Consider the following 14238-nt stretch of genomic DNA (forward strand, 5'->3'; position numbering starts at 1 on the left):
TCCCAAACGAGAACGCCTTATTAAAAGTATTATTTTTACGAATTAAAGAATTAGAGACGAAATGGGAAAGTGGCCATATCCAGAACTGGGCAATGGTTATGAACCAACTTCTTCTTCAAGATGAATTAAAAGATAGAGTGTTAAAGTATCTTGAGTAAATTAGAACTTACACACTTTATTTGACAAACCCGAACCGAGAATCATTATAAGATTCTCGGACTCCATGCAGCATATCTATGATTTTCTTTGCCGTTCTGAAACCACGAACTTCCGCATTATCAATATGCCCCATTCTTTCTTCAAATCATTTTTCTGACTGTTTGTGCAATGCTTCTATTTCTTTGTCAATTTGTTCAACATCAATCCGTGCAAATAATGGTGTGACAGCTTTGATTTTTTGAATAGGAGAGATTACTGGCTCCCATTTCGGGTGCGTCATGTCGAGTGTCTTCATAATTTTCTCGCTTGAGAATGGCAAAAAAGGGTGAAGAAGCTGTGCCATGTTCGCTATCAGGTAGACACATGTTATCAGTGTGTCGTTACAGTCATCGGGTTTTTCTTTAATTTGTATCCAAGGTTGTTTTTCATCAAAATATTTATTCGCATTTCGGATGTATTGAAATATAAGTTCTAAGCTCTGTTTGAAATGAGCCTCTTCGATTAATATTCCTGCATTCTCATAAAGTTCACTTGTTTCCGTTTGCATTCGGTTATCAATGTTTCCTTTTGGAATCTCTCCGTTAAATGACTTTTGAATAAACTTTAGTGTGCGATTTACAAAGTTTCCGTATGCTCCTAATAATTCGCTGTTATGGCTGTAAATAAATTCCCTCCACGAAAAATCGGAATCCCTTGTTTCTGGGGCATTGATTGTTAGGAAGTACCGGATAGAGTCAGGATCGTATTTTTCCAACATATAAGGAACCCAAACTGCCCAATTTCTACTGGTAGAAAGTTTTTTTCTCTCAATTGTTAAATATTCATTGGAGACGATATGTGTAGGCAAACTATTGATCGCTGCTCCTTTTAATATGGCTGGCCAAATAATGGAATGAAAAGGGATATTGTCCTTGCCATGAATATAATAGGATTTTGTATCGGAATTCCAAAATGCTGTATCATCCTGTTCTGTGCTTTGTGCCCACAGCTTGCTAGCTGAGTAATAGCCGGACACAGCTTCTATCCAGACATAGACCTTCTTGTCTTCGTATCCCTTAACTGGTACAGGAACACCAATTGGTAGATCTCGTGAAACTGCACGGTCATGGAGTCCCTCCTTTAGGTATCTTTCAGTTAGTTGAACTGCATTTTCCCTCCACAATTGCTTTCTTTTTGCTTGCTTTACATACGCTTCGAGTTCATCTTGAAATGCACGGAGCCTGAAATAGAAGTGTTCAGTATACCTGCTTACAGGCGTGTCACCACAAATCTTGCACTTGCTATCCACAAGCTCTAACGGATCGAGGATGCTGGAACAAAAGTCACATTGATCTCCTCTTGCTTCTCTTCCACAATTAGGACACCCACCTTCTACGTAACGATCAGGAAGAAATTGCTGGCACGTATTGCAGTAGGCTTGCTCGGTTTCCTTTTTATAGATGCTCTGGTTCTGGAGTAATTTTAGAAACAGCTGCTGAACGACCTGCTGGTGATGTAGGGTGTCTGTCCGGGTATAGCAATCATACGTAAAACCAAGTTGCTCAAAGCATTTTGCAAATTCCTTATGATAACGATCAGCGATTTCTTGTACGGATACGTTTTCTTGGCGCGCTCGAATGGAAATAGGTGTCCCATTACAGTCACTGCCTGACACATACAGCACCCGATGTCCTTTTGCTCGGTAATATCGTGCCAAAATATCACCAGACAGCAAGCTTGAGAGATGGCCTAAGTGCAAGGAGCCATTCGCATATGGCCAAGCACCGCCAATAAATATATTCATCATGATTCCTCCTTTGAAATAATTGCAATAAAAAAACTCGTCCTAGACAAAAAATTGTCCAAGGACGAGATTATTCTCGTGTTACCACCTTTGTTCACCAACCACTCACATGATTGATCTCAGCAAGTACGGAACAGACCTGTTCTTATACTCTGACATTTGTAACGAGTGCCAAATCTCGTCATGCCCTTACTTTCAAAAAGCTCAGCCATGCAGCTCTGGGACCATCTTCAATCAACTCTTCCATGCTTCCTTTCAGCTACCGAAGCTCTCTGTAAAAGAATAAGCAGATTTACTTTTCCCATCATCACTGTGTTCGTTGTTATTCATTTTTATTATTATGGCACTAGATATCAGAAAAATCAACATTCCATGTTATTTTATAAAGGTTTGTCTTCTATATCCTATAAAGCTTTTCTGAATGCTATAATAAAAAGACGAAATAGTTTTAAAAATACATAAAAATAGAGGCTATATATGATAATGATTTAAAGAGAGAAGTAGTCAGAAAAAATTAGAAAGGAAAAACAAGGATGAAAAATTCAAAAGGAAATATAAAAAGTTTATTCATTCCAATGGGGATGCTTTTCGGATGTAATATCGGGATAATTTTATCGATGTTTTTCAAGCCAGATTTTCTAGTTTACTTCATTAGTTTAGGAGCTGGATTAGGTTTGTTATTTGGAGTTACTGCCTTAGCTATTTCAAGTAAAAAAGAAAATGAATGATTATAGATAGATGAGAATATGTTTAGAATTTTACTTGGATGGTGTAAAGGGGGAAACTCATGGACGAGATATTGCAACGGATAGCTAATTTGATAAATGAAAAAGAGAATAGAATTATCATTGGAATTTCAGGTCATGGTGCTTCTGGAAAGACCACCTTTTCTAACAAGCTTATGAAGCTATTAAAACAGAACGATATAAATTATATGAACACGGATCCCTATATTATTGGATCGAATCTAAGGAAATACGCTGCAATAGATTATGAATTCAAACAAAGAAAACATCATTATAAAATGACAGCATGCCACCCTGCGGCTCATAATCTCTTGGCCTTAGAAAGAGACATTAATATGATTAGGGAGGGGTTAGATCTTTATACGATTGAAACACATTATATGGAAAGTACATTACTCGCTTCACATAATAACGTAACTATTGTTGAAGGAATGAGTGTGGCATTTTGTAATCCAGATCTGTTCGATTTGACGATTTACTTCTATACGGATGGAGAAACAGAATTCATGCGAAGAAGTGATCGGGATGTCTCTGAGAGGGGAGCAGTCATCAATTATTTAAGGGATTCACACAAGGAACGTAGAATTCAATACGAATTGTTTATGCATCCGTATCATCGGTATTTTGATATCGTGATAAGAAATTCCAATGAGGCGGTTATCGTGGAAAAGAATCTTTTTAACCAATACTAGAAAGATGTATCATCAAGAAGAGATTTTGATTTTGTTTAAAAGACGCAACCTAAAATTACCTTTGTATAGGAGGAAGTATGAATAAAAACATTTATATTATAAGGCATTGTGAAGCAGGGGGACAGTCTTCTGATTCTCCATTAACGGAAAAAGGCTTTACTCAAGCAAATGCACTATCTAAGTTTTTATCAAATAGAAAGGTCGATCGAATTATTTCCAGCCCTTTCGTACGAGCTATTCAAACGATAAAGCCATTTGCGGAGGACGCAAATATTGAAATTGAAATAGATAACCGATTAAGTGAACGTATTCTTAGCTCTAGCTTTTTTTCAGATTGGATGGAGAAATTAGAAGCAACATTCAACGATATGGATTTAACGTATGAGGGTGGAGAATCCAGTAGGGAAGCGATGAACCGAATTATAGACGTTGTTACAGAAATTGAGGTAAGTGATACTGAAAATACAGTGATGGTCGCACATGGCGGTATTATTTCTCTATTATTAAACTATTATGATAAGGAATTTGGATTTGAACGGTGGAAAGAGTTAACGAACCCTGATGTGTATTTATTGCGAATCACAAAGAATGATGCACAATATACACGTTTGTGGAAGGGGTGATTCGTTTGCAGACGAACTTGTATTTCGTTAGGCATGCGCATTCTACATATACGCCAGACGAGTTAGGGAGACCGTTGTCTGAACGTGGGTTTTCTGACGCAAAAACTGTAACCGATTTGCTAAAAAGAGAAGCGATCGATTTTGTATATTCAAGTCCATATAAACGTGCAATCCAAACAGTTGAGGGAATTGCCGCATACATAAACAAAGAGATAAACGAATTAGATGGTTTTAAAGAACGTATCTTGGCGGAAGAGCCTGTAGAAGATTTTGAAGTAGCCATCACAAAGGTTTGGCAAGATGATGATTTTTCATGGGAGGGTGGAGAATCAAACAGGGTTGCCCAACTAAGAGGAGTTAACGCGACTTTCAACGTATTAGAGAGGCATTTAGGTAAAAATATAGTAATCGGAACGCATGGGAATATAATGGTGTTAATAATGAATTATTTCGATAATCAATATGGCTTTGATTTTTGGAAAGAACTCGAAATGCCAGATATCTATAAACTATCATTTAACGGAAAGAAATGCATAGATATTCAACGAATATGGAGGTAAATATGGAAATTCGAGCTTATCATAGGGAAGATGAAACGGGTTGGCTCCGCTGCAGAGTATTGTCATTTTTAGATACTGCATATTTTGACAATGTTCTAAAAGAGAAGGAGAAATATGAGAATCCAGCAATTGAACTTGTCGCAATTGAAGATAATCAAGTGGTTGGATTAATAGATGTCGAGTATGAAGTGGAGGCAAGGACTGTCTGTTCAAGAGGAAGCGGCTTAGGCGGTATGATTTGGCATATTGCAGTTCATCCAGACTATCGTAGAAGAGGCATTGGGACGCATTTATTAAACGAAGCCGAAAAAATCGCAAAAGAAAAAGGGCTGAACCGACTAGAAGCTTGGACTAGAGATGATAAATGGGTAAACGATTGGTATATACAGAACAGCTTTTCAAAGGTAGCATCTTATTTGCATGTATTTATTGATGGTGATGAAGAAATAAAGGGTGCACTAAAACCAGAAGTATCGAATCTATATCCAGTTCATGCCTTCGCGCATTATGTAGGGGAAGAAAAAGAAAAAATTAGAAACAGATTTAAACGCGTTCATGAATGCATTTGTTTTGAAAAGGTGCTCCACTTTTAATGGGATTGCTTAGAAGTCTAACTAATTATAGAAGGAGTTTGTGAAAGCCATGTGGTGGGAAGTTCTCGGCAATTTGCCCACGCATAATGTTTATATTCAGAAACTAAAAAAAACTGGAAACCAAATAATAATGTGGATTAAATAGAATTCATCTCACATAATACTGAAAAAGGTCTCCCAGGTGAAACAATATCATTTGCGCCATGCTGAAGGAGGAGAATTTTATCATGATTCACGATAGTCAAAATAAAACAATTACAACGAATAGGCTAGTACTTCGATTATTTCAAGAAAAGGATGCCCCAGCTGTGACGGAGCTTTGCAATAACTACAATATTTATAAAAACACACTACATTTACCGTACCCGTATTCTTTACAGGACGCATTATCATGGATAACACATCATCTTGATAACTTTAATGCAGATAAGTCCTATGAATTTGCGATAACGAAAAAAGATAGTGGAGATTTGCTTGGTGCGGTTGCACTTTCTAACAATGAAAAATTTATTAATGGTGAACTAGCATATTGGGTAGGAGAACCATTTTGGGGAAATGGTTATGCAACGGAGGCAGCGCAAGCAATGTTAGACTTTGCCTTTAAGGAAAAGAAATATCATAAAGTATTTGCCCGTTACTTTGATTCGAATCCAGCCTCGGGCAAGGTTTTAGAAAAATTAGGCATGAAAAAAGAAGGGGTACTCGTTGACCATGTGCGGAAAGAAAATCAGTATAAGGATCTCGTATACTGTGGAGTAATCAACCTAGATTCATAGGCTTATATAAATAATTCGCAGAGGATATTTGTAAGGCGAGGGGTTGTGAACTTAGGGATATCTTTGATAGATGAAGCTTACTGGAACTTGGAATAGTATCGGTGTTTAATAGAAGAATCGATTGGAGACTAGCTGTTAGGGTTTAGTCTCTTTTTATGTATGTGAAAAGGCTTCAATTGTAGTAAGGGATAATTTACCAAATAATTAAGAAATTTATGATAAGATAAATCTACAACAAACTAATAGAGGAGATTTTTATTAGGGAAAGGAGCCTGCCCATGAGAACAATTACTTTATCCACTGGTAAGGTAGTAGAGGTTGAATGTTTGAGTTGTGCATTAGTAAATGGATGGGTTGAGCCCGAAGGTGGAACAGTTATTGAAACAAAGTATTTTCATGCGCACCAAGATGTTGCGTATCCTATTAAAGGACTAATTATATTGGCGGCAAAGCGCCATATTACATGCTTCGATGAATTAACAGAAAATGAAAGATATGATTATATCAATCTGCTGGCAAAGATAAGAAAGGCTCAAAGAGAAATTTTAGGAATTGAGCATGTCTATTATTTTTATAACGAAGATACAACCCATCATTTTCATACATGGATGGTTCCTAGGTATGATTGGATGTATGAATTTGGGCGGTCTGTGGAATCTGTTAGACCAGTGTTACTGCATGCTCGAAATCAAAAGAGAGGTAAAAAAGAGATTCAAGAAGTAAAGGAAGCGATTGAACTACTGAGAAAAGCGTTAGAAAATAATTAGCGGATTTCTGTTCAGTAAAGCATTCGAGTTCAGTGGTAGACAAACTTATAAGACGTAGATTCACCAAATTAGAATTATAGATATTTTCAACGTATGGAAGGAAAGGTGAACGTCAGTACATTCATATCTATGAGCAAAATAGAGAAGGTAGGCTTATTAAAATGGGAACGGTCACAATCGTCGTTATATTTGTTTCGCTTTTTGTATTAATCATTCATTGCGTGGAAACGTTGGCATATGCAGTTCGACTATCTGGTGCACGGGTAAGACTATTAGCTTCTGCTCTTTCCTTGTTTAACATTATGGTCATTGTGTCGCGAACGGCAAATATGCTGCAGCAGCCTGCTACAGGAAGTCTTATTGATACGGCCCCGGTCGAAAATGCCTTGCAAGTAGTGGAAACGCAATACAGAATCATTATTGGTGCCTCCACGATAGGGAGCTCTTAGGGATTCTTTTACTTCCTACGTTTATTGCAATTTTTTCACGAGCAATCATTCATTTAACGCACGAAAAGGGATCGATTCCTTCTTTAATTAAAAAAGGATTTACCCTTGAATACATACGGCGTGGGATTAAATATATCCATTTACCAAAGAATTCCTACTTAAAGGATGTTAGATGGAAAGAAATACCGATAAAATTATTCCTCTTGAACATGATCATTACGGCAATCTATACGATAGGTGTGTTAGCTGCATTATATGCTTCTTTATTAGCACCAGAAAGGGCTTCGACAGCCATTATGGCATCGGGGTTAATAAATGGCATAGCTACGATTCTATTGATTGTTTTTATTGACCCTAAGGTTTCTGTCATTGCTGATGAAGTTATTAATCAAAAGGGAAGTTACCTTCAGTTAAAGTCATTATCGTTAATGATGATTGTTTCGCGCTTATTTGGAACCATCCTTGCACAAGTGCTTTTCATTCCAGGAGCTAAATATATTGCCTGGCTTACAAAATTCACATTTGAGCTATTTAATATTGGATAAAGATCTATAGCTGAGAAGAGGGGTAAAAGGTATGTTCTTTGAAAAGGATCGTTTAGTAGTTCGAAGTCTAGAAAAGAAAGATAATAAGTTATTAGTAAAATGGCTTTCTAATCCACTCATTCTAAAATATTATGAAGGAAGAGACAATCCTTTTAACTTAGAGAAGGTAAATAGAAAATTCTTCAATCAGAAAGGCAGAGTAACAAGATGTATTGTGGAATATGGCGTGGAGGAAATCGGTTATTGTCAATTTTATCCGTTAGATAATCATACAAGAAAAATATATGGTTACGAGAATAACCCAGATATTATATATGGTATGGATCAATTTATAGGGGAATCAACTTATTGGAATAAAGGAATTGGAACATTGCTTATCCAAGTATTGGTTCACTATTTAGTTAATCAATATGAAGCGGACAAAATAGTATTGGATCCTCAAGCTTGGAACGAACGTGCGATTCACTGCTATAAAAAAAGTGGCTTTCAAAAGGTAAAGCTGCTTCCAAGACACGAATGGCATGAAGGAGAATATCGTAATTGTTGGTTGATGGAGTATAATAACAAGGTGGAGGGAGAATCTTCCAATTGCTAGTCTATTCCATATCGAAAAGAACTAGAGCTACCAGTTGAATTAAGAATTGATCTTTATATCAATACAGATACAGCTGTTATTCAAGTGCTGCAAAAAACACATGGAGATGATCCATAAAAATCTTCTGTTAAACACTATCTATGATGAAAGATTGGAAGAAATGGAGAGCTTTTATGTGGATGGAAAAGAAGTAAAGCTTGGTGTAGTTGATGCTACCCTAAAATGATCGGTGCAAAGGAAAGGCTAAATCAGTTGGATAGATTTAGCTTTTTTCTTTTGTTTTGAAAAGATATTAGAAAATTATGTTAAAATAAACAGGATAGATGATGAAGAACGGTTTAACAATAACTAGAAAGGAATACGATAGATGACTATCACGTATCAGATGATAAATGGCATGCCACAACAGGTCGTTCTAGCAGGGATTGTTGAACTTCACCAGACTATTTTTGGAGATGCAGGAACATTAATTCCTAAGCTTGAATCGAAGCCTAGCTTGACGGTTGTTGTTGCGAAAGATAAAGAGAAAATAATCGGCTATGAAATGGATAGAGATACATATTACAGCTGGCTAGGTGGAGTAAATCCGAACTATCGAAAAAAGGGGATTGCTTCCAAGCTGATGGATGTGCAGCATCAATATTTGAGGGGAAAAGGCTATCAAGTAATTCAAACAAAAACAATGAATCGATGGCGCAACATGTTGTTATTAAATATAAAAATGGATTTGATATTATCGATACATGCACTGATGAAAGGGGATTACATAAGATTATTTTAGAAAAGCACCTAGCCATTTCTAAAAAGGTAGAGGAATGAGTGATGTGATGGACTTCGGAGAACCAATTGCAAGAGGAAATACAGCATGTATTTATCTTCATGAAGGGATTATCTATAAATTATTTAACGCCCGTTTTTCTGCTTCAGAAGCAATGTATGAAGCAGCGAAACAAAAACAAGTCTTAAACTATGGTATCTGTGCTCCACGAATATTGGATGTAACAACGGTTGATGGAAAACCGGCAATTTTGATGGAATATGTTAATGGAAAAACATTAGGTCATTTGTTTGTTGAAAATAAAGCGAAGGCAGAGCACTATGTAAAGCTCTCTATCGATGTACAGCAACAGATGCACCAAGTTTATGCTCCAGCTATGGAAGCAATGTCAGTAAAATTAAAACGACAAATAAATAACACATCCCAATTAGAAGAACATGAGAAGCAACAAATTATCGCTAAAATGGATGCGCTTCATTATGAAAGTAAGCTTTGTCATGGAGACTTTCACTTATTTAACCTGATTAAATCTGGAAGTAGCGTGACCATTATTGATTGGGTTGATTCCAGTGCAGGTGATGTTCGTGCAGATGTTTGTCGTACATATTTGTTATACCTATCATATTCCACGGATCTTGCAGAGAGCTATTTATTTTTTTATTGTAAAAAGAGTGGATATGCTCGAGAGGAAATTCTTCAATGGATGCCTATTATTGCTGCTGCAAGACTCTCGGAAAATGTGCCTAGCGAAAGCGCTGAACGCTTACTCACGATAATTCGGGACGCACTATAATTATAGCCTCAGCTGCCGAACGAGATTGTGATAAGGTAGATGTAGTTTTTAAGAAATGATAGAGGAATTAAAGGCATCTAACTATGGAAGTAATCTTATATTCGTGTTTTGGAAAATGACTTGGAGGTGCTGGGGCATGGTGTATAGCTGGGATGCATGTCCAACGGATGTAAAAAGCTGGGTGGAAAATGTTCGGATGGAAATAAAACATATTGTCCAGGAAAATTTTGTTGGCTTTTATCTTCACGGCTCATTGGCGATGGGGGGCTTTCATCCAGAGCAAAGTGATATTGACGTATTAGTCGTTACAAAAGAAGCGATGGATTTTGAGACGAAAAAAAAGCTAATTCTTTTGTTTCTGTCGTACTCTAACAAACCCTATCCTTTAGAAATTAGTTTTTTGATAAAATCAGAGTTGCAAACATGGCATCATCCGTGTTCGTATGACCTTCATTATAGTGAATTTTGGAGAGAAAGTTATACACATGATGTGAATTTAGACACATCCGATTATTTATCAAAACTTACGCTCACCGATCGTGATTTAGCCGCCCATATCGTGATTACGAAAGAGCGTGGTATATGCTTAGAAGGCGAGGCAATTCAAACTGTTTTTCCGCACATTCCTCGTAAGGATTATCTCGATTCGATCATGGCTGACTTTCAAGATTGTCTAGTGAAAATAATAGAAGATCCTCGTTATTCCATCTTAAACATGCTTCGTGTCTACATATATTTGAAGAAAGGCGTAGTTGCTTCTAAGCAAGAAGCTGGTAAATGGGGGATGGACGTGTTGCCACAACCGCTGGCAAATACGGTGAAAAAGGTTATGCTTAGGAAGCACGGAACGAAATTGAATAATGAAGAACTTATCCAGATTAAAACTTATCTCCATTCACAGGTTCAAGCTTATATTCATGAGTGCGATTACATAAACAACACGATAGTAAAAGGAGCTACAAGCGATGACTGAAAAAGAAAAGATGATACAAGGAAAGCCGTATCAAGCGTTTGGTGATGAATTATTTCAGGAACGGCAATATGCGAAGGAGCTTTTGTATCAATGCAATACGTTGCCCCCAACTGAAGTGACGCAACGACATGACTTATTGAAAAAGCTTCTTGGGAAGGTGGGGGAAAACTTATATGTAGAGCCACCTTTTCGGTGTGATTATGGATATAACATAGCTGTCGGTAACAACTTTTATGCCAATTACAATTGCACGATATTAGATTGTGCACCTGTAACAATCGGGAATAATGTGATGCTTGCCCCGAATGTGAGCGTATTTACTGCTGGACACCCCGTACATTATAAGCCTAGAAATGCTGGCTGGGAGCATGCACTTCCAATTACGATTGGAAATAACGTATGGATCGGTGGAGGAGCTATTATTAACCCAGGGGTTTCGATTGGCGACAATACGGTTATTGGATCTGGAAGTGTTGTAACAAAGGATATCCCTGCAAATGTTGTGGCAGTTGGGAACCCTTGCCGTGTTATTCGAAAAATTACAGATGAAGAACGGACGGCCTATTTCCATGATTTAGAACGGTAGTATCTATCTAATTTTATAAAAAAATAATAGCTTTAATTCAGCAATCGTTTTAATGTGGAAGTGATGGATTCCGGTAATGGTGTTTTTAATAATTCATCAATAGAAGTGCTCGATACTCCTTTTTCTTGCAAGTAGTGAAGGAGTATTTTTGCTTTTTCCTCACGCCGCATTAATGTGTAAGCAACATACCAAGCTTCAGGGCTTCCGATTTTTATTCCTTGCCAAGTAAAAGTGTGGATTGTTGGAATAGGACAAACCTTCCCCTCTGCAGTAAAGATGGAGAATCTACCAATTATTTCAATGGGCATTGGTGAGGACGGAATTTGAAGCAGGAAAGGACTAGCAAAAGGATAGGTTCCTACTTTGGCTTTATGAAATGGAATTTCCTTTAAGGCTGTTGTTATTTCTTTTTCAGAAGCATCTGTTGTTATATCCCAGTCATTCACAGTTTTCGTTAATCCGAGACTATAGAGAAGTCCGCTTCCTCCTAAAGCATAAGATATATGCTGTTCCTCTAGTAAACGTGTAACCTCTTTTAATTGTTTGAAATCCATTGTTTTCCCCTTTTTTCTACTATCTGTACGCTTTCAGTATACACATGTATAAAAGAAAATAAAGGTATTTTTGTAGAATGCTAGATAGTTATCATTAACACCCTGAGAGGAAAGTCTTCAGTCATGGAGTGGAACAAATATCGCGTTTTAAATATCTTTATTCACTTTCGTTTAACAATTTATGGTAATAAAGACTTATTTTATATAAAAATAGAGGATTTTTAACTTGCCATGTATAATTATTTAAATAAACAGAATAGTATATATTTTGATAGGGAGGAAAAAATTGTGATGAAAAAGCTGAAGAAATTGGTTTTTAATTTAACCTCTGTGACTATCATAACGGGTTTTATTTTTCTTGTTTCGGCAACTTCTGCTCTCGCCCATTACTATGCATATGGGTATAGTCTCTACTCGATGACTTATAATCTTAAAACAGGTGGAGACTGGTATTTCAGTGAAGCCGCGAAAAATTGGGGGAATGCAGTAGGAACAAATATTTCTCAAAATGGCTATAGTGGTAATACAGCTAGGTTAGCTTCTTATAGTTATACTTGGTATGGACAATATGCTCCGAAAGTAAGCGGTGGAAAAACCTATGCTTTTGATATTCGGGTGAATACTAGAACATTAGCTCGAGATTATGGCTCAGATAGTGGTTATGCTAGCTGGCAATCTATCGTAAGTACTGCTACTCACGAATTTGGTCATGCACAATTTCTAAATGATCTTGAATCTGGTTGGGGTAATGCATCAATTATGAGCTATGAACGAAACAGAGACACGATATATAAACCACAATCACATGATATTACGGATATTCAAAATATGAGATAAAAGACATGTAGTTTATTTATGATAACTTTAATTAGAACAAGTAACTATCACTGAGTTGAAAATAGTATACAGCAGACAAAGAGCTTTTAAAGGAATTACCTAACAAATGCCCTCGGAAAGCTTCTGCTAGTAACAAAAAAGGTAATAATTAAGAGGCGAAAAGTGAAGCCTAACCAAAATACGAGGAGGTATCAAAATGAAAAAAACCATTATTTTCGTAGCTCTAATAGCTTTTTTTACTGTTGGAACAGTGGTTGCTGTGATGAGTATAAAGAGTATGGAGGAAAGCTCAACGAATACACCTCAATATAATTCTGAAGCACATGCTGATTGGCCTGTCTATGATTTTAATAAAATCATGAATGAAAGAGCGGACTTAGTTGCCTTTGTAAAGGTTGAATCGGTGACGGATAAGAAAGATAAGGAACAAGAACTGAATGCGCAATTAGCAACCTTAAAATTAACGAAAACCTTATATAATAGTGAAAGTTCAGTATCTACTTCAGATACGATAGTTTTAGATCAAGCTCTTGAGTATGTAAACGTTGGGGAATCGTATTTAATGTTTCTTGAAAAAAATGGAGATTATTATTATGAAGTTGATGGAAATTCAAAGGTGAAAGAGGAAAATGGAAAGTATAAAGTAAAAATTAGAGGGATTCAAGGTTCTTATACGGAAGAGACATTTGGAGAAAAATTCACAACAGCACTAAAACAAGTAAAAAAAGATTAAAATAATAAACGACGCAAAGCTCAATAAGTGACAAAAAGCATGAAATCAGAATTAAATTTGATTTCATGCTTTTTACGATTGTTTAAAATTGATTTAAAGGAACTAAACTGACGTCTATAAAACCTTCCCACAAAAATCATGATTTATGATAATTCATCCATACAAAACAATAACGTTGACTGTACGGTTTGGGTATAGTAGATTTAAATTATCTTATTTTAATGGAGTGATTTAATTGGGAAGTTTTATAGAATTGGAGAATTAGCAGCAACTGCAAATGTATCAAAACGAACGATAGATTATTATACGAACTTAGGATTACTACATCCTGAAAGAACGAAAACAAACTATCGGATTTACGATGAAAATGCCCTACGGGTGTTGAAGCTAATCAACTATTATAAGAAGCTTCACATGCCGCTAGATGAAATAAAAAAGATCATAGGCGCTAAAATATCAACCAATGCGATTGATGGCGATAGAGTAAAACAACAAGCTAGACAGTTAGCAGATATGATGGAGTTTTTAGAGCTTGAAGTGCAGGACATTGCATCCAAGCTAGATAAATTGGATCATAGTCAACGCGAAATCGTGTTAAAGCATATTCTTCCGCATACAGCCGCACTATCCCAATCGATCCTTGTATTGTTAGGGTAAACGTCGTCCATGATCAAGTCCTTCTAGTGGCAAAGAAAA

17 protein-coding genes, 2 pseudogenes and 1 other annotated feature are annotated in these 14238 nt (G+C 36.5%); of the genes and pseudogenes, 17 read left to right on the forward strand and 2 right to left on the reverse strand.

The features are described from left to right. Window positions 1-158: pseudogene (locus tag QBK89_RS11305) on the forward strand (IS256 family transposase); the annotation flags it as partial. A gap of 146 nt (window positions 159-304) precedes the next feature. On the opposite strand, the gene metG reads toward QBK89_RS11305, so the two are convergent. Next, window positions 305-1942, reverse strand: coding sequence for a methionine--tRNA ligase (gene metG / locus QBK89_RS11310; RefSeq protein WP_284141233.1), 1638 nt, complete (start codon window positions 1940-1942; stop codon window positions 305-307). A 57-nt stretch (window positions 1943-1999) separates the two neighbouring features. Further along, window positions 2000-2259, reverse strand: a binding site (T-box leader). Between the two features lie 216 nt (window positions 2260-2475). Here metG and QBK89_RS11315 point away from each other — a divergent pair. The 13 genes and pseudogenes from QBK89_RS11315 to QBK89_RS11375 all read left to right on the forward strand — a co-directional run bounded on the left by QBK89_RS11315 (window position 2476) and on the right by QBK89_RS11375 (window position 11418). Continuing rightward, window positions 2476-2670, forward strand: a complete 195-nt coding sequence (locus tag QBK89_RS11315) for a hypothetical protein (RefSeq protein WP_284141162.1) — start codon at window positions 2476-2478, stop codon at window positions 2668-2670. 59 nt (window positions 2671-2729) lie between these two features. Further along, window positions 2730-3380, forward strand: a complete 651-nt coding sequence (locus tag QBK89_RS11320; RefSeq protein ID WP_284141163.1) for a uridine kinase family protein — start codon at window positions 2730-2732, stop codon at window positions 3378-3380. A gap of 77 nt (window positions 3381-3457) precedes the next feature. Then, on the forward strand, window positions 3458-4003 hold the full coding sequence (locus QBK89_RS11325; RefSeq protein ID WP_284141164.1) for a histidine phosphatase family protein: 546 nt from the start codon (window positions 3458-3460) through the stop codon (window positions 4001-4003). Window positions 4004-4008: 5 nt separating this feature from the next. Next, window positions 4009-4563, forward strand: coding sequence for a histidine phosphatase family protein (locus tag QBK89_RS11330; RefSeq protein ID WP_284141165.1), 555 nt, complete (start codon window positions 4009-4011; stop codon window positions 4561-4563). Further along, window positions 4554-5156, forward strand: coding sequence for a GNAT family N-acetyltransferase (locus QBK89_RS11335; protein WP_481937831.1), 603 nt, complete (start codon window positions 4554-4556; stop codon window positions 5154-5156). Before QBK89_RS11330 ends, QBK89_RS11335 begins: the two co-directional genes overlap by 10 nt. Window positions 5157-5383: 227 nt before the next feature. Further along, window positions 5384-5932, forward strand: a complete 549-nt coding sequence (locus QBK89_RS11340; RefSeq protein WP_284141167.1) for a GNAT family N-acetyltransferase — start codon at window positions 5384-5386, stop codon at window positions 5930-5932. A gap of 278 nt (window positions 5933-6210) precedes the next feature. Further along, on the forward strand, window positions 6211-6699 hold the full coding sequence (locus QBK89_RS11345) for an HIT family protein (protein ID WP_284141168.1): 489 nt from the start codon (window positions 6211-6213) through the stop codon (window positions 6697-6699). Between the two features lie 161 nt (window positions 6700-6860). After that, window positions 6861-7693 (forward strand): annotated as a pseudogene (locus tag QBK89_RS11350) (lipid II flippase Amj family protein). 31 nt (window positions 7694-7724) lie between these two features. After that, on the forward strand, window positions 7725-8288 hold the full coding sequence (locus QBK89_RS11355) for a GNAT family N-acetyltransferase (protein WP_284141169.1): 564 nt from the start codon (window positions 7725-7727) through the stop codon (window positions 8286-8288). Between the two features lie 367 nt (window positions 8289-8655). Continuing rightward, complete coding sequence (locus QBK89_RS11360; protein ID WP_349774629.1) at window positions 8656-9069, forward strand: GNAT family N-acetyltransferase; 414 nt, start codon at window positions 8656-8658, stop codon at window positions 9067-9069. Between the two features lie 34 nt (window positions 9070-9103). Continuing rightward, entirely contained in the window at window positions 9104-9859 is a 756-nt protein-coding gene (locus QBK89_RS11365; protein WP_284141170.1) for a phosphotransferase family protein, read from the forward strand. A gap of 136 nt (window positions 9860-9995) precedes the next feature. Beyond that, window positions 9996-10832 carry an aminoglycoside adenylyltransferase domain-containing protein gene (locus QBK89_RS11370; protein WP_284141171.1) on the forward strand — a complete coding sequence of 279 codons (837 nt, stop codon included), beginning with the start codon at window positions 9996-9998 and terminating at the stop codon, window positions 10830-10832. Further along, a complete protein-coding gene (locus QBK89_RS11375) occupies window positions 10825-11418 on the forward strand; it encodes a sugar O-acetyltransferase (protein WP_284141172.1) in 594 nt (197 codons plus the stop codon). Before QBK89_RS11370 ends, QBK89_RS11375 begins: the two co-directional genes overlap by 8 nt. A gap of 32 nt (window positions 11419-11450) precedes the next feature. Here the strand turns inward: QBK89_RS11375 and QBK89_RS11380 are convergent, their stop codons facing one another. After that, the gene (locus tag QBK89_RS11380) at window positions 11451-11972 is read right to left on the reverse strand and encodes a hypothetical protein (protein ID WP_284141173.1); all 522 of its coding nucleotides are present in this window, start codon (window positions 11970-11972) and stop codon (window positions 11451-11453) included. Window positions 11973-12260: 288 nt separating this feature from the next. Here QBK89_RS11380 and QBK89_RS11385 point away from each other — a divergent pair, with 288 nt between their 5' ends. From QBK89_RS11385 to QBK89_RS11395, 3 genes are all read left to right on the forward strand, one after another. Beyond that, window positions 12261-12809, forward strand: coding sequence for a hypothetical protein (locus tag QBK89_RS11385; RefSeq protein WP_284141174.1), 549 nt, complete (start codon window positions 12261-12263; stop codon window positions 12807-12809). 196 nt (window positions 12810-13005) lie between these two features. After that, the gene (locus QBK89_RS11390) at window positions 13006-13542 is read left to right on the forward strand and encodes a hypothetical protein (RefSeq protein WP_284141175.1); all 537 of its coding nucleotides are present in this window, start codon (window positions 13006-13008) and stop codon (window positions 13540-13542) included. Window positions 13543-13794: 252 nt separating this feature from the next. Beyond that, on the forward strand, window positions 13795-14199 hold the full coding sequence (locus QBK89_RS11395; RefSeq protein WP_284141234.1) for a MerR family transcriptional regulator: 405 nt from the start codon (window positions 13795-13797) through the stop codon (window positions 14197-14199). Window positions 14200-14238 lie beyond the last annotated feature (39 nt).

Origin of the sequence: Virgibacillus sp. LDC-1 (assembly GCF_030137545.1) — a bacterium.
In the GTDB taxonomy this organism is placed as follows: Bacteria; Bacillota; Bacilli; order Bacillales; family Amphibacillaceae; genus LDC-1.